16 protein-coding genes and 5 pseudogenes are annotated in these 17,372 nt (G+C 73.2%); 5 read left to right on the top strand and 16 right to left on the bottom strand.

The window, feature by feature from the left end; all coding sequences use genetic code 11:
* Position 1: 1 nt before the first annotated feature.
* On the bottom strand, positions 2–715 hold the full coding sequence (locus QMQ26_RS36285) for an ABC transporter substrate-binding protein (RefSeq protein ID WP_282206776.1): 714 nt from the start codon (positions 713–715) through the stop codon (positions 2–4).
* Positions 685–957 (bottom strand): hypothetical protein, encoded by a 273-nt coding sequence (locus QMQ26_RS36280; RefSeq protein ID WP_282206775.1) that lies wholly within the window; start codon positions 955–957, stop codon positions 685–687. The genes QMQ26_RS36285 and QMQ26_RS36280 overlap by 31 nt, the downstream gene beginning before the upstream one ends.
* 320 nt (positions 958–1,277) lie before the next feature.
* On the opposite strand from QMQ26_RS36280, the gene QMQ26_RS36275 reads away from it, so the two are divergent.
* Together QMQ26_RS36275 and QMQ26_RS36270 are read left to right on the top strand one after the other, a co-directional pair.
* The gene (locus QMQ26_RS36275) at positions 1,278–2,567 is read left to right on the top strand and encodes a cyanophycinase (protein ID WP_282206774.1); all 1,290 of its coding nucleotides are present in this window, start codon (positions 1,278–1,280) and stop codon (positions 2,565–2,567) included.
* A 135-nt stretch (positions 2,568–2,702) separates the two neighbouring features.
* On the top strand, positions 2,703–3,659 hold the full coding sequence (locus QMQ26_RS36270) for an ABC transporter substrate-binding protein (RefSeq protein ID WP_282206773.1): 957 nt from the start codon (positions 2,703–2,705) through the stop codon (positions 3,657–3,659).
* 79 nt (positions 3,660–3,738) lie between these two features.
* Here the strand turns inward: QMQ26_RS36270 and QMQ26_RS36265 are convergent.
* The 7 genes and pseudogenes from QMQ26_RS36265 to QMQ26_RS36235 all read right to left on the bottom strand — a co-directional run bounded on the left by QMQ26_RS36265 (position 3,739) and on the right by QMQ26_RS36235 (position 11,840).
* Positions 3,739–4,859 (bottom strand): annotated as a pseudogene (locus tag QMQ26_RS36265) (Gfo/Idh/MocA family protein).
* A gap of 169 nt (positions 4,860–5,028) precedes the next feature.
* Positions 5,029–5,427: pseudogene (locus tag QMQ26_RS36260) on the bottom strand (sugar phosphate isomerase/epimerase family protein); the annotation flags it as partial.
* 266 nt (positions 5,428–5,693) lie between these two features.
* Positions 5,694–6,890, bottom strand: coding sequence for a Gfo/Idh/MocA family protein (locus tag QMQ26_RS36255; protein WP_282206772.1), 1,197 nt, complete (start codon positions 6,888–6,890; stop codon positions 5,694–5,696).
* A 38-nt stretch (positions 6,891–6,928) separates the two neighbouring features.
* Positions 6,929–8,326 (bottom strand): extracellular solute-binding protein, encoded by a 1,398-nt coding sequence (locus QMQ26_RS36250; RefSeq protein ID WP_282206771.1) that lies wholly within the window; start codon positions 8,324–8,326, stop codon positions 6,929–6,931.
* A 437-nt stretch (positions 8,327–8,763) separates the two neighbouring features.
* Positions 8,764–9,732 (bottom strand): carbohydrate ABC transporter permease, encoded by a 969-nt coding sequence (locus tag QMQ26_RS36245; protein WP_282206770.1) that lies wholly within the window; start codon positions 9,730–9,732, stop codon positions 8,764–8,766.
* Positions 9,732–10,697 (bottom strand): ABC transporter permease, encoded by a 966-nt coding sequence (locus QMQ26_RS36240; RefSeq protein ID WP_282206769.1) that lies wholly within the window; start codon positions 10,695–10,697, stop codon positions 9,732–9,734. The genes QMQ26_RS36245 and QMQ26_RS36240 overlap by 1 nt, the downstream gene beginning before the upstream one ends.
* Positions 10,698–11,258: 561 nt before the next feature.
* Complete coding sequence (locus QMQ26_RS36235; RefSeq protein ID WP_282206768.1) at positions 11,259–11,840, bottom strand: substrate-binding domain-containing protein; 582 nt, start codon at positions 11,838–11,840, stop codon at positions 11,259–11,261.
* A 9-nt stretch (positions 11,841–11,849) separates the two neighbouring features.
* Here QMQ26_RS36235 and QMQ26_RS36230 point away from each other — a divergent pair, with 9 nt between their 5' ends.
* Positions 11,850–12,032, top strand: coding sequence for a hypothetical protein (locus QMQ26_RS36230; protein ID WP_282206807.1), 183 nt, complete (start codon positions 11,850–11,852; stop codon positions 12,030–12,032).
* 19 nt (positions 12,033–12,051) lie between these two features.
* On the opposite strand, the pseudogene QMQ26_RS36225 reads toward QMQ26_RS36230, so the two are convergent.
* Positions 12,052–12,132 (bottom strand): annotated as a pseudogene (locus QMQ26_RS36225) (hypothetical protein); the annotation flags it as partial.
* A 336-nt stretch (positions 12,133–12,468) separates the two neighbouring features.
* Between QMQ26_RS36225 and QMQ26_RS36220 the strand changes: the two are divergent.
* Entirely contained in the window at positions 12,469–13,470 is a 1,002-nt protein-coding gene (locus QMQ26_RS36220; RefSeq protein WP_282206767.1) for a hypothetical protein, read from the top strand.
* On the top strand, positions 13,425–13,643 hold the full coding sequence (locus QMQ26_RS36215; protein ID WP_282206766.1) for a helix-turn-helix domain-containing protein: 219 nt from the start codon (positions 13,425–13,427) through the stop codon (positions 13,641–13,643). The genes QMQ26_RS36220 and QMQ26_RS36215 overlap by 46 nt, the downstream gene beginning before the upstream one ends.
* 82 nt (positions 13,644–13,725) lie before the next feature.
* On the opposite strand, the gene QMQ26_RS36210 is transcribed toward QMQ26_RS36215, so the two are convergent.
* The 6 genes and pseudogenes from QMQ26_RS36210 to QMQ26_RS36185 all read right to left on the bottom strand — a co-directional run bounded on the left by QMQ26_RS36210 (position 13,726) and on the right by QMQ26_RS36185 (position 17,280).
* A complete protein-coding gene (locus QMQ26_RS36210; protein WP_282206804.1) occupies positions 13,726–13,914 on the bottom strand; it encodes a hypothetical protein in 189 nt (62 codons plus the stop codon).
* On the bottom strand, positions 13,869–14,543 hold the full coding sequence (locus tag QMQ26_RS36205; protein ID WP_282206765.1) for a hypothetical protein: 675 nt from the start codon (positions 14,541–14,543) through the stop codon (positions 13,869–13,871). Before QMQ26_RS36205 ends, QMQ26_RS36210 begins: the two co-directional genes overlap by 46 nt.
* A 176-nt stretch (positions 14,544–14,719) precedes the next feature.
* Positions 14,720–15,157, bottom strand: a complete 438-nt coding sequence (locus QMQ26_RS36200) for a hypothetical protein (RefSeq protein ID WP_282206806.1) — start codon at positions 15,155–15,157, stop codon at positions 14,720–14,722.
* 401 nt (positions 15,158–15,558) lie between these two features.
* Positions 15,559–16,352: pseudogene (locus QMQ26_RS36195) on the bottom strand (glycoside hydrolase family 52 protein); the annotation flags it as partial.
* A 122-nt stretch (positions 16,353–16,474) separates the two neighbouring features.
* Positions 16,475–16,618: pseudogene (locus tag QMQ26_RS36190) on the bottom strand (hypothetical protein); the annotation flags it as partial.
* A gap of 266 nt (positions 16,619–16,884) precedes the next feature.
* Entirely contained in the window at positions 16,885–17,280 is a 396-nt protein-coding gene (locus QMQ26_RS36185) for a sugar phosphate isomerase/epimerase family protein (protein ID WP_404814257.1), read from the bottom strand.
* Between the last annotated feature and the right edge of the window lie 92 nt (positions 17,281–17,372).

Here is a 17,372-nt window from a genome sequence, read left to right as displayed (position 1 = left end):
GTCAGTCCACCGCGCTGTTCTTGGTGGCCTGCTGCACGGCGATCGAGGCGACGCCGTACTTGTCGTAGATCTTGGCGAGCGAGCCGTCGTCGATCAGCGACTGGAGGGCCTTCTGCACGGCGTCGGTCAGCTGCGGCAGGTTCTTGGCGACGGCGATGCCGTTCGGGGAGGCGTTGTAGCCGCCGAGCGCGGCCGGGTCGTCGGCGAGCTCGAAGGCGGCGCCGCTGTCGGCGGTCTTGGCGGTCCAGCCGGCGGCGGGCTTGGTGAGGACGTCGGCGACCACCTTGCCGGAGCGCAGGGCAAGTTGGGCGTCGGAGTCCTTGGGGAAGGTCTGCACGTCGACGGCGCCCTTGCCCAGCTCGCGGCACTTGTCCTGGTGCTTCTCCAGCAGCTTCTGCTGGTTGGTGGCGGTCTGCACGGCGACGGGGTGGCCGCACAGGTCGTCGAGGGTGGCGATCTTCTGCGGGTTGCCCTTGGCGACCAGGATGCCGCTGCCGGAGACCGAGTAGTCGACGAAGTCGACGACCTGCTCGCGCTCCTTGTTGTCGGTGATGGCGCTGATCGCGGCGTCGTACTTGCCGGCCTGGAGGGCGGGGACGATGCCGTCGAACTTCTGCGCCTGGAACTCGAAGCGGACGCCGAGCTTGGCGCCGATGGCCTGCCCGAGGTCGTAGTCGAGTCCGGTCATCTCCTGGCTGCCCTCGGAGACGTACATCTCGAACGGGGGTAGGGGACGTCGGTGGCGACCCGGACCTTGCCGGACTTCTTGACCGCGTCGGGGAGCGCGTCGTGCAGGGCCTGGTCCGGGGTGATGCTGACGCCCGCGACGGTCACGGGGGCCGCGGCGGAGGCGCCGGTGGCGGCCGGGGCGGTGGAGCTGCCGCACGCGGTGGCGGCGAGGGCGGCGGTGAGCAGGACGGCGGGCAGGGCGGTTCTGCGCAGGGCGGAGCGAAGCATGGGGGACCTTTCAGGGGTGCCGAAGCAGGCTCCGCAGACGTTACAGATCAGTCAGTTGCAGCGCTAGATGTAATGGCGGATACGAATGGATAACGGCGGCCTTACGGGCAGTGGACCAGACCACAATGGCACGTCCGTGTAAAACCTCCGGCGAACCGTCCATTACATCTATCCGTCTCCGTCGAGCTTCTGTATGTTCCGTTTCATCGCTCGCCGGGCCCCACCCCCCGTCGGCCGAGCATCCGCCCGCGCGCATCCGACGCCCGGGCCCCGCTGCCCGGAGCCCCACCGCGTCCGGGCCCTCCCCCACGGAGCAGCCAGTGCCCTCCACCGCTCGCCGCACCTCCACCGCTCGCCGCACCTCCGCCCTCGCCGTCGCCACCGCCCTCACCGCGGCGCTCGGCGCCCTCACGCCCGTCGGCGCGGCGCACGCCGCCACCGGCCCCGGCGCGCTGATCCTGGGCGGCGGCGCCATCGCCGACACCAACAGCGCCGTCTACGGCACCTTCGTCGCCAAGTCCGGCGGCTCCGCGGCGCGGATCGGCGTGATCACCGCCGCCTCCGTCGTCCCCGCCGACGACCCGGACGCCAACGACCCGGCCACCTGCTCCAACTCCGTCTGCAACGGCGCCTACTACACCGGCCTGCTGAAGAACAGCTACGGCGCGGCCGACGCCCAGTGGATTCCGATCGACCTGGACCACATCTCCAACAACGCCAGCCAGAGCGTCATCAACCAGATCAACTCGATGACCGGCTTCTTCTTCGGCGGCGGCGACCAGAGCCGCCTGGTCACCACCCTGATGAAGAGCGACAACAGCGACTCCCCCGCGCTGGCCGCGATCCGCGCCAAGTTCGCCGCCGGCGCGGCGATCATGGGCACCAGCGCCGGCACCGCCATCGCCAACGGCCGCGACATGGTCACCGGCGGCGAGAGCTGGGACGCCCTGCGCTACGGCCCGTACACCACCATCAGCGACAGCCACCCCGACGACCTCACCTACCGGCCCGAGGGCGGCTTCAACTTCTTCACCTCCGGCCTGATCGACACCCACTTCGCCGCCCGCGGCCGCGAGGGCCGCATCGTGCGCCTCGCCGCCGCCACCGGCCACACCCGCGCCTTCGGCATCGACGAGGACACCGCCCTGGTCGTCACCAACCCCGGCACCGCGAACGAGTCGGACGCCGTGGTCGGCACCAACGGCGTCTCGGTCCTCGACCTGCGCGGCGACACCGTCGGCACCCACAGCGGCTACTGGTCGGTCGACGGCGTCAAGTGGAGCTACCTGACCAGCGGCGACACCTACAACCCCGCCACCTGGACCGCCACCTCCACCAAGCCCGCCTACGCCCCCACCAGCGGGACGGTCGGCAGCCGCTGGAGCGACGTCTTCTCCTCCCCGAACTCCTCCACCGACCACGCCTACCAGATGGTCAAGATGGCCAAGGAACTGGTCGGCGCCGGCCGCAGCACCACCCAGTACGGCATCAGCTACGAGAGCGGCCCGACCTTCGAGGCCGACCTCACCAAGGGCACCGGCTACAAGGCGTGGAAGAGCGGCAGCGCGATCTCCTTCGTCAACCTGACCACCCACCTGTACGTCTACTGACCCCCACCGCCGACCCCACCGCTGACCCCCACCGCACCGGGCGGGCGGCGCACCCAGGCGCCGCCCGCCCGTCCGCCCGCCCGTCCGCCCGTCCGCCCGTCTTCCCCGCCGCCCGACCCCGGAGGAACGTCCGCCATGCCCCTCTCCCCGACCCGCCGGGTGCTCCCGGCCGCCACCGCGGCGACCGTCTGCGCGCTGGCGCTGACCGCCTGTTCGAGCTCCGGTCCGGCACCGGCCCCGACGACGACGGCGGCCGCCGTCACGGTCAAGGGCGTCACGATCAACGCCGACGCGAAGCTGGCCGGGGCGCTGCCCGAGGCGGTCCGGAAGGCCGGGAAGGTCCGGGTCGCCACCGACGTCCCCTACCCGCCGTTCGAGATGTACGTCTCCGAGGGCAGCCAGGAGATGACCGGCATCGACTACGACCTCGGACAGGCCGTCGGTGCCCGGCTCGGCGTCCGCTTCGAGTTCACCGCGCAGAAGTTCGACGGCCTGCTGCCGGCGGTCCAGGCCGGCAAGTTCGACGCGGTGATGTCGGCGATGACCGACAAGAAGGAGCGCCAGCAGGCCGTCGACTTCGTCGACTACGTCAACGCGGGGCCCGGCTGGCTGGTGAAGAAGGGCAACCCCGAGCACATCGCGGCCGTCACCGACGTCTGCGGCAAGAGCGTCTCCGTCCAGTCCGGCACCAACCACCAGAAGCTCCTGGAGCAGCGCCAGGAGCTGTGCCGGCAGAAGGGCCTGCCCGCCATCGCCGTGCTGGCCTTCGGGAAGGACTCCGAGGCCCAACTCGCCCTGCGCTCGGGGAAGGTGAGCGCCGACTTCCTGGACGAGGTGACCGCCGCGTACGTGGCCGACACCGCGGACGGCGGCGCCGTCTTCGACACCGTGGCCGGCACCGCGGCCGTCGGCCCGGTCAGCGCCTCGCCGATCGGCATCGGGGTGGCGAAGTCCGTGCCCGGCCTGAAGGAGGCGATCCAGGGCGCGCTGCAGTCCCTGATGGACGACGGCTCCTACCAGAAGATCCTCCAGGCGTACCACGTCCCGGACATCGCGATCGCGAAGGCGACCGTCAACGGCGCGGTCGACTGACGTTCCCCGCTCCCGCAACGGCCGTGGCCGGTACCGACGTTCGGTCGGTACCGGCCACGGCCGTCGGGGCGGGGTCGTGTCAGGGGGCCAGGGTGGCCGCGTACGGGTCCCAGTCCTCGGGAGGGCCTGCGGCGACGGAGCGCCCCCCGCCACCTCGACGGGTGCGCCGGCGGCCGCGGCGGCCTCGATCGCCTCCATGACGGCGAGGACGTGCAGGGCGAGTTCGCCGGTCGCCCGGTGCGGCTCGCCGGAGCGGATCGCGCGGGCCAGGTCCAGGACGCCGATGCCGCGGCCCGCCGTGGTGCCGGTGGCCGCGACCTCGCGGGTGGGGCCGCCGTCCTCGATCCGCGCGGGGCCGTCGAAGTGGTTGGGGTCGGGCAGGACGAGGGTGGCGTCGGTGCCGGTGACCTCGACGAACCCGAGCCGCAGCTGCGGGGACTCGAAGCTGAAGACCGCGGTGGCCGAGCCGCCGCCCGCGAACTCCAGCAGCGCCGAGACGTGGGTCGGCACGGTGACCTCGAACTCGGTGCCCGCCCGGGGGCCGGAGCCGATCGTGCGGCGGTCGCGGGAGCGGGAGCCGACGGCGCTGACCCGGCGGACCGGGCCGAGGGCCGCGACCAGGGCGGTCAGGTAGTAGGGGCCCATGTCGAACAGCGGCCCGCCGCCCGCGCGGTAGAGGAACTCGGGGCCCGGGTGCCAGGACTCGGGGCCGGGGATCTGCATCAGGCTGAGCGCGGTCAGCGGCGTGCCGATCGCGCCGGAGCGGATCAGCCGCAGCGCGCTCTGCAGGCCCGCGCCGAGGAAGGTGTCCGGTGCCCCGCCGACCCGCACGCCCGCGGCCTCGGCCGCCTTGAGCAGTTCCCGGGCGCCGGCCGCGTCCGCGGTCAGCGGCTTCTCGTTCCACACGTGCTTGCCCGCCGCGACGGCGGCCAGGCCGACCTCGGCGTGCGCGGCGGGGACGGTCAGGTTGACGACCAGTTCGACGTCCGGGTGGGCGAGCGCCTCGGCGGGGCCGCCCCACCCGGGGACGCCGTACGCCTCGGCCTGGGCGCGGGCGCGTTCCGGGTCGAGGTCCGCGCAGACCAGCACCCGCAGGTCGGGGAAGGCGGTCAGGTTGGTCAGGTACTGGTCGCTGATGGTGCCGCAGCCGATGACGGCGACGCCCATCGGACCGGTGCGGTGCCGGTGCGCCGGGGTCATCGCACGCCCTCCGTGGTGAGGTAGTCGTGGCTCTGCGCCATGGCGTCGAACGGGTCGCCGGCGCACTGGTCGAGTTCGACGATGTGCCATTCGGCGGCGGGGCGGCCGCGAGGACCGCCGGGACGGGCATCCGGCCGGCGCCGACCGCGGTGTTGGGCTGCTCGCGGTCGACGGTGATCGGGCCGTCCTTGACGTGCAGCAGGCGGACCCGGTCGCCGAGCCGGCCCAGCAGCGCGGGGACGTCCTGCCCGCCGGCGGCCGCCCAGTAGGTGTCGACCTCCAGGACGGCGGCCGGGTCCAGCAGGTCGGCCAGCACCTCCAGGGCGGGGACGCCGTCGAGGAGCGTGGCGAGTTCGAACTCGTGGTTGTGGTAGCCGACCCGGATGCCGTGCTCGGCGGCGGCCCGGACGGCGGCGTTGAGTTCGTCCGCGAGGGCGGCGACCGCGTCGCGGTCGGCCAGCCGCTCGGGGCGGCGTAGGGCAGGACCACGGTGTCGGTTCCGACCACGGCCAGCGCCGCCAGGATCTCGGCCTGCTGCTCGCCGGTGATCCAGGCGTGCGCGCTGCACGCCCGCAGGCCGAACTCGTCCAGGTCGGCGCGGAGTCCGTGCGGGTCGGTGAGCACGTCGTACGGTTCGACGCCGGTGTAGCCCATGGCGGCGAGCCGCCGCAGGGTGTCGCGCCGGTCGGCGGTCATGGCCCGGTCCAGGCCGTAGAGCTGGACGGCCAGCGGGGTGGTTGCGGTCACGGTGGTCGGTTCCTCCGGTGCGGGGGCGGGGGTGCGGCCGTCCCGCCGGCCTGGGGAGCGGTCGGCGGGACGGCGGAACGGGGCGGGTCAGCGCGGGGCGTCGCCGTGGTCGGGGACCTCCAGCTGGACGCCGCCGGCCAGCGCGGAGCGGTGGGCGACCAGCCCGGGCAGGGTGTAGCGAGCGGCGGTCCAGGCGTTGACCGGCGGCAGGTCGCCGGTCAGGCAGGCGGTGACGAAGTCGTCGGCGAGGAACTGGTGCGAGCCCTCGTGACCGTTGGGCTGCCCGGTGAACTCGGCGGGCAGCCGGCTCAGGTCGTGCACCGGGGCGAAGCCGCTGACGAAGGCGTCGCGCAGCGAGGGGTCGATGTCGGCCAGCGCCTCGTCGTCGAGCCGGGCGGTGGGGACGGTGCGCATCAGCTCCTCGACGTCCTCGGCCTTCTCGCGGTCCTGCCACAGGGTGGTGGTGGCGAGCTGCTCGAAGCTGCCCTCGGTGCCGAAGAACCGGAACCTGGACTCGCGCAGCGGCGACGGGTAGCCGACGCGGCGCATCTCGTTGGTGCGCACCGCGCCGCCGTCGGCGGTGCGGAACAGCGCGGTGGCGTTGGAGAAGTCGTTGCCCCAGCGGCTGACCGCGCGGTCGAAGACCCCGTCGCCGCGGGTGTCGGTGACGCCCAGGCAGGAGACGTGGGTGACGTGCGAGCCGGTGACGGCGAGCACCCCGCCGAGGGCGTGGGTGGGGTAGTGCATGGGCGGGAAGCTGGCGTCCGCCTTCCACCCGTCGCCGCCGCTGAACTTGTAGGCGTCGTAGAAGCCCAGGTCCATGTCGTGGACGTAGTCGCCCTCGGCGTAGAAGATCTCGCCGAACGCGCCCTCCGCGTGCCGCGCGCGGCAGTACACGGCGGCCGGGTTGTAGTAGCTGGTCTCGCCCATCATGTAGGTGAGGCCGGTGCGGGCGACCGCCTCGACGATGGCGGCGATCTCCTCCTCGGAGACGGCCATCGGGACGGACGAGTAGACGTGCTTGCCGGCTTCCAGGGCCTGGACCACGAGCGGGCCGTGGGTCCAGCGCTGGGTGAAGATCGCGACGGCGTCGACGTCGGAGGCGAGCATCTCCTCGAAGGAGGCGTAGGTGGTGGCGATGCCGTGCCGGGCCGCCTCGCGCTCCAGCCGCTCGGGGACGGCCTCGGTCAGGCGGACGTCGTGGACGCCGGGATGGGCCTGGAAGAGCGGGATGAACGCGCGGGCGAACTGCCCGGCTCCGACGACGCCGATGCTGATGGTCACGGTGACTCCATGGGGGGTTGTGCGGACGGGCCGGGCGGTCAGTTCTTCTTCGCCAGTGCCTTCTCGTACTCGGCGCGCATCTGGTCGCCGCCCTGGCTCTTCCAGGACTGGCGGGCCTCGGCGAGGGCGCTGATCGGCTTGCGGCCGGTGACGACGGCGACCATCAGGTCGTCGATGAGCTGCTTGAGCACCGGCGTCTTGGAGATCGCGGTCTCCGAGTACAGGTTGACGACCGGGTTGGGCGCGCTGACGGGCATCGCGTCGTGCAGGAAGGTCTGGGCGCCCTGGGCGACCTGGGCGGGCTGTCCGGCGAAGAAGAAGTTCAGCTCGGACGGCTGGCACATGTACGCCATGCTGAGTTCGGAGAGCCGGGCGGCGTTGGTGGTGGGTACCGGGGAGCCGTCCTGGCCGTAGGTGAAGTGGTGGTCGGCGATGCCGTAGTTGACGAAGGTGTACTCGCTGCTGCCGAACGGCGCGGCGAAGTAGTCGCAGACCCGCAGGACCTCGCGGACCTTGTCCTTGTTGCCGCGCAGCTTGGCGGGGATGCTGTAGTACCCCCAGTAGCCGGTGTCCTGGGCGATGAGCGGCTTGCCGCCGTCGAAGCCGGGCGGCAGCATCGGCTGGAGGTCGGCGCCGGGGCTGTTGCGCTGGATGACGCCGAGGTCGCCGCCGACGGCGACCATGCCGTTGAAGCCCTCGGCGTGCATGCCGATCGAGCCGTTGAGGAAGAGCTGGCGCTGCTGGTCCCAGGGCATGGTGGGGGCGTCGGGGTGGAAGGCGCCGCCGACCCACAGCTTGCGCATGTAGGCGAGCATCGCCTCCCACTCGTCGGTCTCGTGGTCCTTGGTCAGCGTGCCGTCCGGGTTGAGGCGCCAGGTGGACGGGACGCGGTGCATGGCGGCGAAGAAGCCGCTGTTGAGGTCGGACAGGCCCCAGGTCTTGACGCCGTCGCCGGCCGGGGCGGACTTGGTGAACGCGGTGAGCAGGGCGTACACCTCGTCGGCGTTGCGCGGCATGCCGAGGCCGAGCTTCTTGCGCCAGTCCTCGCGGTAGAACGCCACGTTGTTGACCAGTGGGGTGGGCCGGGGCACGCCGAAGATGCCGCCGTCGATGGAGCTGTTGCGCCACGCCCAGTCGGGCAGCCGGGCCAGGTTCGGGTAGTCGAGGATCGCCGATCCGCCGACGTAGTCGGAGAGTTCGGTGAAGGCGCCCTGCTTGACGCTGCGGTCGATGGCCGGGGAGAAGTAGTGGTTGACGTTGAACAGGTCGGGCATGTCGCCGCTGGCGATGATGGTCTGGGCGCGGTCGCCGATGTCGGAGCCGCCGACCAGGGTGGGCTGCCAGGTGAGGTTGAGGCGCTTCTCCAGCTCCTGCCACCAGCGGTTGTCGCCGCGGCCGGGGGCCGGCGTGGTGGCCAGCTGCATCAGGGCGGTCATGGTGCCGCCGCTGCCGGGCGCCTTGGCGACGGAGGCGAACTGCTCGGCGGCGGACGGGTAGCGGTCGTAGGCGGCGGGACGCCGTGGATCGGGTCGCGGTGCTCGCCGGGCAGCGGGGAGGGGACCGGGCCGGCCTGGGGGGTGCGGAAGGCCGCGCCGGGGGTGTGGCTCCCGCCCCCGCCGCCCCCGCTGCCGCAGGCGGCGAGGGTGAGTCCGGCGCCGAGGCCGAGGGCGCCGGTGAGCAGGGTGCGGCGGGAGGCCAGGGCGTTCAGGGGGAGGTGTTCGGCTGTCTCATGGCGGGGCCTTTCCGGGGTCCGGCTGAGGGTGGGGTGGGGCGCCCGGGCGCGGTCGGCGCACGGCTGACCGCGCCGCGGCGGGCGGCGTCCGGGGTGGAAGGGGTGCGCGGGAGGGGTGCGCGGGGGGCGGGTCGGCGGGGCTCAGCCCTTGATCGCGCCGACCAGGATGCCCTTGGTGAAGAACCGCTGCACGAAGGGGTAGACGATCAGGATCGGCAGGGTCGCCGCCACGGTGACGGCCATCTGCAGGGTCTGCGGCTGCGGCATCGGGCGGTTGGGGTTCGGGGCGAGCTGGGCCATCGACTGCCCCTCCAGCACGTACTGCCGCAGGACCAGTTGGATCGGCCACTTCGTGGTGTCGTTGAGGTAGATCATCGCGCTGAAGAAGTCGCTCCACAGGGCGACCGCGTAGAACAGCGCGACCACGGCGAGCACGGCCTTGGAGAGTGGCAGCACGACCCGCCAGAGGATCTGCCACTCGCCGGCGCCGTCGATCCGCGCCGAGTCGAGGAGTTCGGCGGGCAGTTCCATGAAGGCGTTGCGGACGACCACCAGGTTGAAGGCGTTGATCGCGCCCGGGACGATCAGCGCCCAGTAGCTGTTCAGCAGCCCGACCTGCTTGACCATCAGGAAGTTGGGGATGATCCCGGCGCTGAACAGCATGGTGCCGAGCACCAGCCACAGGACGAAGCGCGATCCGGGCACCTCGCGGGTGCGGGTGAGCGAGTACGCGGTGAGGACGGTCAGCACCATGGACAGCGCGGTGCCGACGACGGTGACCAGGACGCTGACCACCAGCGCCCGGGTGACCAGGCCGCCCTCCAGGATGGTCCGGTAGGACTCCAGCGACCAGTGCTTGGGCCACAGCAGCAGGCCGCTGCCGGCCAGGTCGTTCTGGTCGCTGAGGCTGACGGCCAGGATGTAGACCATCGGGTAGAGGACGACCAGGCAGATCAGTGCGAGGACGACGCCCTTGGCCGCCGTGCCGGCCCGGGAGGGGCGTTCGGCCCACACCGGCCGGGCGGAGCGGGGCCGGGCCGGACGCGGGCGGCCGGCGTCGGCCGGGAGGGTCACGGTGCGGGGTCGCGGCCGGGTGGTGGTGTCGGCCATCAGAATGCCCCTTCCGAACCGGTGCGCTTGACGAGCTTGTTGGCGGTGACGACCAGGGCCGTGGCGATCACGCCCTTCAACAGGCCGGCCGCGGTGGCCAGCCCCCAGTCCCCGCCGACCACGCCGCGGGTGTAGACGAAGGTGTCCAGGACCTGCGCGGTCTCCATGCCGACGGTGTGCTGCTGGAGCAGGATCTGCTCGAAGCCGACGGTCAGCACGTTGCCCAGCCGCAGGATCAGCATCAGCACCAGCACGCCGCGCATGCCGGGCAGGGTCACGTGCCAGATCCGCCGCCACGGTCCGGCGCCGTCCACCGCGGCCGACTCGTAGAGCTGGGAGTCGATCCGGGTGATGGCGGCCAGGAAGATGATGGTGTTCCAGCCGGTGTCCTTCCAGATCACCTGGGCGGTGATCAGGGACTTGAACCAGTGCGGGTCGCTCATGATCGCCACCGACTGGGTGCCGTGGTCGGAGACCAGGTTGGTGAGCAGTCCGTCGCCGCCGAGCAGTTGCTGCCAGATGGCGATGACGATCACCCAGCTGACGAAGTGCGGCAGGTAGACCACGGCCTGCACCCAGCGCTTGATCCGGTCGCTCATCACGCTGTTCAGCAGGATCGCCAGCGCGATCGGCGCCGGGAAGGCGAAGACGATCTGGAGGAAGCTCAGCACCACGGTGTTCTTCGCGGCGGTGACCAGCTGGGGGTCGTCGAACATCACGGCGAAGTTGTGGAGGCCGACCCACTCGCTGCCCGAGAAGCCGAGGTAGGGCGAGTAGTCCTGGAAGGCGGCGACGTTGCCCAGCAGCGGCACGTAGCAGAAGACCACGAAGAAGAGCAGGCCGGGCAGCATCATCAGGTACATCGAGCGGGCCCGCCACATGCGGGTGCGCAGCGATCCGGCCGGGCGGGCCTTCGGGGCGGGGCGGGCGGGGGGGCGTTCCCTCGCGACCGGTTCTACGGACATCGTCGTTCCTTCCCTGCCGGTGGCGACGGGCGCTGCCGTGGCTCGGCGTGGGTGCGCAGGACCGGTGCCCGGCGGTGCGGGACGGGCCGGACCGGTGCCTGCGGCGGGCACCGGCCCGGTTTCGGCTCCAGGCCGAAAGCGGTCTGCGGGTGGGTGGGGGCGTGGCGGGTGCCGGGGGAGCCTGGGCTCCGTCGACCGTCCGCCGGTCAGGGCGGTGATCCCGACCGCAGTGAGGCTCCGCCCCAGCACCCCCGCCTGTCAAGGTGTTCCACAGAATTTTCGGCGGGTTTCCGAAAACTCGGGTCCGGGGCGGGCCCCGAGGGTGGTGAATCGTGCCGGGGAGGGCACGAACGTCCATGCCGGGGAGGGCTCCCGCAGCAGTGCCGCGGCGGCCCTCCCCTGGTCGGGGGCGGTCAGCGGACGGGCGGCGCGGTGCTCCCCGGACGATCAGGGTGGTCGCCATCTCCAGGCGCTGCGGCTCCTCGGGCCCCCGGTCGCGCTGCTGCATCAGGATGCGCACCGCCGTGCTGGCCATCGCGGCCAGCGGCTGGCGCACCGTGGTCAGCGGCGGGCCGTCCACTGCGTGAACGGCACGTCGTCGAAGCCGACCACGCTGAGCCCTCCGGGCACCGCGAGTCCGTGCTCGGCGGCGGCCTTGATGGCGCCCATGGCGAGCACGTCGTCGCAGGCGAACACCGCGGTCGGGGGGTCGGGCAGCTCCAGCAGCTCGCCCATCAGGCGGTACCCGGACTCCTCCTGGAAGAGCCCGGTGCGCACCAGTTCGGGCCGGACGGGCAGGCCGTTGCGGGCCAGCGCCGCGTAGTACCCGTCGAGCCGGGCCCGGGCGCACCAGTGCTCCGGCGGACCGCCGAGGCAGGCGATGCGGCGGTGCCCGAGCTCGACCAGGTGCAGCGTGGCGTCGAGGCCGCCCTGCCAGTTGGTCGCCCCCACCATGTGGAAGCCCGGCTGCGGCTCGCCGACCGGGTCGAGCAGGACGCACGGCACGCCCGCGTCGAGCAGTTCGCGCTCGGCGGCCGTCAGCGAGTCGAGCACCACGATCAGGCCGTCGGTGCCGCGGCGCAGCACCTGGTCGATCCAGCGCGATTCGGGCGCGCCGCGCAGTTGGCGGGTGGTGATGGCCACGCTGACCTCGTGCTCGCCGCGGCCTCGACGGCGCCGCGGGCCAGCTCCGCCGACCAGGAGCTGGACATGTTGTCGATCAGCATGTCCACCACGCCCACCCGGCGGCGCCCGGCCGGCAGTTGGTACCCGTGGCTGACCAGCAGGCTCTGCACCTTGCTCCGGGTCTGCGCCGAGATGTCCCCCGGCCGTTGAGCACCTTGGAGACCGTCGCCACCGATACCCCGGCGTCCGCCGCGACGGACGCCAGGGTGACCCGTCCGCCTCTGCCGCCTCCGGTCGTGTCCTCTGTCATGTGATCCGCGGTTCCTCTCCTGTGGCCCGCGCCGGACGCGTCCGCCGCCGTCGGCGTGGGGGCGGCCCGCGGCCCTGCGGGGGCTGCCAGGGTAGCGAGGCGCGACCGGGACGGCGGTCGGTGCGGCGCGGATGTTGACCGCCGCAAACGGCGCTCCTAGACTTCCGGACGGTAAATCTTACCGAAACTTTTCCGTGGTGATCAGGCCGGGACGGCCCTAGGATCCGCCCACGGTCCGCCGTTCCGGCCGCGCCGGGCCCGTCCGGGCACCAGCGCCGGGACGCGGTTCCCGAACGCAGCCGCGCGGCCCGGTCACGGGCCCCTGGGAGGTACCGCGTGTTCACGACCCCCGCAGCGACCCCCGCCGCGACCCTCGCCGCCACCCCGGCCCGCTACGCCGCCGCCGTGCAGGCGGTGGCGCTGCCGGTGCTCCGCTCCGCCCCCACCGTCCGGCCCGCCCGGGGCCGCGGAACGGTCCCCGGCCAGCTCCGCCCCGGTCGGACCGGCCGGGCCGGGGCGCACCCGTACCCCGGCCGCGGACGCGCCGAACCGCGCGAACTCCGGCCGCCCGGCGCGCTCCAGGCCCGGGTGGCGGACGACGGCCGGGCGGGCCCGGGGGCCGCCCAGCGCCACCCGGGCGCCGAACGGGTCTGGCGGCTGGTCTGGTCGCTCGGCGCCCCGCCCCCGCCGCGGGCCGGCGGGGAGCGGCGGGCGGCGGTGCCGGGCTGGCGGCCGCTGCTGCCGCCGGGCGCGATCGCCCTGGTGCCGCCGCACCGGTCCGACTGGATCGAGGCGGCGGCGGCGTCCACCGCGCTCGGCGAGGCGGAGTTCTGCTGGCCCGGCAGCCCGCCGGAGCAGGCCCAGCCGTGGGTGCGGGTGCCGCGCTCCCCCGACCCGTCGCCGGTGCTGCTGGAGTACCTGCTGTGGCTGGGGACCGCGCGCCCGGAGCGCTGGCGGGAGCTGGCCGCGCAGTCCCTGTGGATGGTGCTGTCCGTGCTGCTGGAGGGCTGTCCGCCGAACCGGCTGCCGGCCGAGTCCGGCGGCGGTGCGCCCGCACCGCGCCCCGCGGGCGGGCCGGCCGCCGGCTCCGGCCCGCTCCTCCGGAAGGAGCCCGCCGAACCCGCCAGACCGGAGCTGGCGGCCGCGCTGCGGTACGTCCGGGACGTCTGGCGGGAGGGGCCGCGCCCGCTGACCCTGGTGGAGCTGGCCGATGCCGCCGCCGTCTCGCGGGGCACTTCGCCCGGATGTTCCAGGCGCACTTCGGCGTCGGCGCGGTCACGGCGCTCGAACAGGTGCGGCTGGCGCACGCCGAACGGCTGCTCGCCGCGGGCGAGTTGAACGTCTCGCAGGTCGCCCGCGCCTGCGGCTTCGCCGATCCGCTGCACTTCTCGCGCCGCTTCCGGGCCACCCACGGCCTGGCGCCGCAGGTCTTCCGCCGCACCCCGGAGGCCGCCGCGCGGCGCTGCGACAGCCCGGCGGTGCGGGCGCTGGTCCGGCTGACCGGCATCTGAGCGCCGGGCGCACCGCGGACGGCACGAGGCCGCCGTCCCTCCCGGAGACCCGGGAGGGACGGCGGCCGACGGCGGTCGCGCGTCAGGAGACGTCGACGCTGTAGTTCCAGGTGTGCGTGGTGCCCGAGCCGTGCCAGATCTCGTGGCCGGCCTGGACGCTGACCAGGTAGAGGTTGGGGTCGAGCCAGCCGGCGCCCTGGGAGTGGTCCAGGAAGTCGCGCAGGTTCAGGCCGGACACGCTCCAGGTCTGGTCGGTGCGCACGTAGCTGATGACCTGCCAGGAGCCGTAGCTGCGGTAGACGTCCCAGTTGGCGCCGTTGACCAGACGTTGCCGACCTTGTCCGCGGAGCTCGGGATGGCGCCGTCGCTGTAGTTGAGGAAGACCATCACCTCGTTCTGCGGCTGGCTGCTCGGGTTCTGCGAGGGGTCGACCCACAGGTCGTAGATCGAGTCGCCCTTCCAGTTGTCGGCGTGGACCTCGAAGTCCCAGTTGGTGACGACCGAGTGCTCGTCGCCGAGGCGCACCGGGAAGCCGCCGTGGTCGGGGTTGGCGTAGCCCCACTGCCAGCCGCTGACCACGGACGGCCACGCCTTGATGTGCCACTCGTCGTCGGAGATGTTGCCGTTGTTGGACCAGGTGAAGCTGGAGTACCAGTTGTTGCCGAGCTCGGTGTCCGAGTGCGACACGCACTGGCTGCCGTAGCCCCAGCCGTTGTAGGTGTTGCCCCACTGGCTGTTGTGCGCGTAGTACTTGCCGTACATGATCGCGCCCTCGACGTTGCAGTTCTGCACGGTGGCGGCCTGGGCGGGGGCGGCGGCCACGCCGGTCAGCAGGGCGGCGGCCAGGACGGCGGTGGCGGCGCCGCGGCGGGTGCGGGCGAAGCGGTGCAGGAGGTTCACGGTGGCTCCATGGGTCCGTGGGGTGGGGGTGACGCGGGCGGGGCGGCGGCGGTGGTGGTGGGGCACCGCGACCGGGCCTGCCCGCTCGGTCGACCACCAGGATGGCCCGGTCCCGCACGCGTTCCCATGACGAATGGGCACGGCCGCATGGACGATGGTGTGCTCCTGGCGCCGCCTCAGCGGGTGCCGGCCTCCAGCAGCCAGGTGACGGCGGTGACGCCGCGCGGGTAGTAGCGGCTGCCCGCGGCGACGCCGCTGATCATCTGGTCGCTCCAGGACCAGCGGGACTCGGTGGGGTGGCGCAGCCAGTCGGCGTGCGCGCGGTCGGCGGCGGCCATCTCGGCGTCGTCGGGGACGGCCAGCAGCTCGCGGGCGACGTACTGGCAGAGGTACGTCTTCGACAGCCAGGAGTTGTCGCTGGTCTCGGAGAGCTTCCAGCCGCCGTCCGGGAACCGGCACCGGCCGGAGCCGAGCACGGCCAGCAGGTGGCCGCGGAGCGCGGCGGTGAGCTCCGGTTCGCCGTGCACGTCGGTGCCGGTGAGGTGGGCCAGCGCGAGTCCTTCGACGACCGGGATGATCCGGGCGCCGTCCGGTTCGTCGAGCAGGGCCGGCACCGTGCCGTCCGGGCCGACGGACTCCAGCAGGGCCTTGACGGCGCGTCCGGCGCGCAGGTCCGCCTCCGCCGCCGCGTCCGGGTCGCCGAGGTCGTGCAGGGCGCGCTCCAGCCAGCGGTAGGCGGCCCAGCCCTTGACGGCCAGGTAGCTGCTGGAGCGGGCCTGGCCGAGCGAGGTGTCGAGGCTGTCGTAGTGGTGATCTCCGCGCCGCCGGCCACCAGGTCGGAGTCCACGGTCTGGACGCCGTCCGCGCCCGGTCGCGGGCCAGCATGCTGTCCAGGCAGGCGCGCAGCGTGGGGGCGTGGGCGGCGCGCCAGGCGGTGTCGCGCGGTGGCGGCGGTGTAGACGGCGGCGGCCAGCACCCAGTTGAGCAGTTGCTCGCCCGTCATGTACGAGAAGCAGTCGGACAGGCCGGGCCGCTCGTAGGAGGAGTGGCCGTGCGGGGACCAGACGTTGGCGACTCCCATGTCGTGGGTGAAGCTGATCCCGTAGCGGTCGGTGTAGCTGTAGGGCGAGGTGGCGCTCCAGCACGTTGCGCAGCGTCCAGGGTGCTGGCGGGCCTCGAAGAAGGAGTGGTCGACGGTGAGGTCGAGGGTGTTCATCATCCGGAACTCGCCCTCGTTGACGACCCAGACGGGGCGGCCGTCGGCGTCCTCCAGCAGTTCGGTGCTGCCGTAGTAGCTGCGGATCGCGAGCGCCAGCATGAACGCGCGGTCCTCGCTCAGCGCGGCCGTGCCGAGTTCGTCGCGGGCCCGCCGCCAGTCGGCGAGCAGCGGGTCGAACTCCGCCAGGGCGGTGGTGGCGACCGCCTCCAGGTCGGGTAGTAGCGGTTGTAGAGGTAGCGGCAGCGCTCGGGGGCGGTCAGGTACTCGGCGGTGTGGAAGCACAGGGCGAGCCGGTGGGTGCGGCGTTCGCCCGGCGGCACCTCGAAGACCAGCAGGCCGGTCTGGCCGAGGCCGAAGCCGTCGCCCGGGCGGCGGTCGTCGCCGAGGATGAACGGGATGTCGAAGCCGATCGCGGTGCGGGCCCCGGGGGCGTCGGTGACGATCGCGGTCCTGGTGCCCTCGCCGATCCCGGTGAAGCCGGGGCCCTCGATGACGCGCATGCCCGCGTACGGGTCGGAGCCCGCGTAGCCGACGAAGGCGCGCAGCGGGCCGGTGCCGCCGGTGTTGTCGACGGTGAACTCGGCCAGCACGGCGGGCAGGACGGCGCGGCGCAGTGCCTCGTCCGGGGCCGCCCGGGTTCCGGGGCGGTGCCCGGTTCGGGCAGCGCGCCGAGCGGCGAGTGGACGGCGAAGTCCAGCGGTCCGGCCGTCCAGCGGTCGGTCACCGGGTCGAAGGTCCGCCGGACCTGGTCGGCGGCCAGCGCGGTCAGCGGCCCGGCGGGTGCCGGGGGGCGGCCCTCCTCGCCGCCCTGGAAGCGGGCGAGCTGGTCGTCCTGGTCGACGGCGAAGAACGGCAGCCCGCGGTAGGTGCCGCTGCGGGGGCCTCCTCGACGGCGATGTAGACGTTCTGCCCGGCCGGTCCGGCCAGGCCGAGGCCGAGGCCGCCGTGCGGGCCGGGGTGTCCGAGGGTGAAGGAGGCGTGTGCGCCCATCGGACTGTGCTGGACGTTGGTGATGTCCACGGTGGTGCGCTCCTGGGGAGGCGGGCCGGCCGGTGCGGGCAGGGGGCGGCGCGCACCGGCCGGCGGCGGGGTGGGGGTGGTTTTCCGTGCGGGGCGGGCGGTTCAGCCGACCAGCAGCGGGGCGAGGGTGCGGTGGGCGATCTTCAGGCCGTTCTCGGTGCGGTGGCGGTCGCCGGACCAGACGGGGTCCTCGTGCTCGACGGAGAGCACGCCGTCGAAGCCGCCCTCGTACAGGGTGTCGACGACGCGGCGCCAGTCGACCTGGCCGAGGCCGGGCACCCGGTAGCGCCACCAGCCGGGTGTCCCAGGGGTCGGTGCGGGCGACGGCCCGGCCGGCCAGCCGTAGCGGTCGCGGGCGGCCGGGTCGAGCTGGACGTCCTTGGCCTGGGCGTGGGCGACCCGGTCGACGTACGGCCGCAGGGCGGCGATCGGTCGATGCCCAGCCAGACCAGGTGCGAGGGGTCGTAGTTGAGGTAGAGGCCGAGGGAGAACATCCACTCCCACAGCTCGGGCGAGTAGGCGAGTTGCCGGGGTAGCCGTCGGGGTGCCAGCCCTCCATCACGCAGTTCTCGATCACGATCTTGACGCCG

The sequence above is a fragment of the Kitasatospora fiedleri genome (genome assembly GCF_948472415.1).
In the GTDB taxonomy this organism is placed as follows: domain Bacteria; phylum Actinomycetota; class Actinomycetes; order Streptomycetales; family Streptomycetaceae; genus Kitasatospora; species Kitasatospora fiedleri.
Note: the sequence above shows the minus strand (reverse complement) of the source record. Positions and strands in the feature narration are given on the sequence as shown.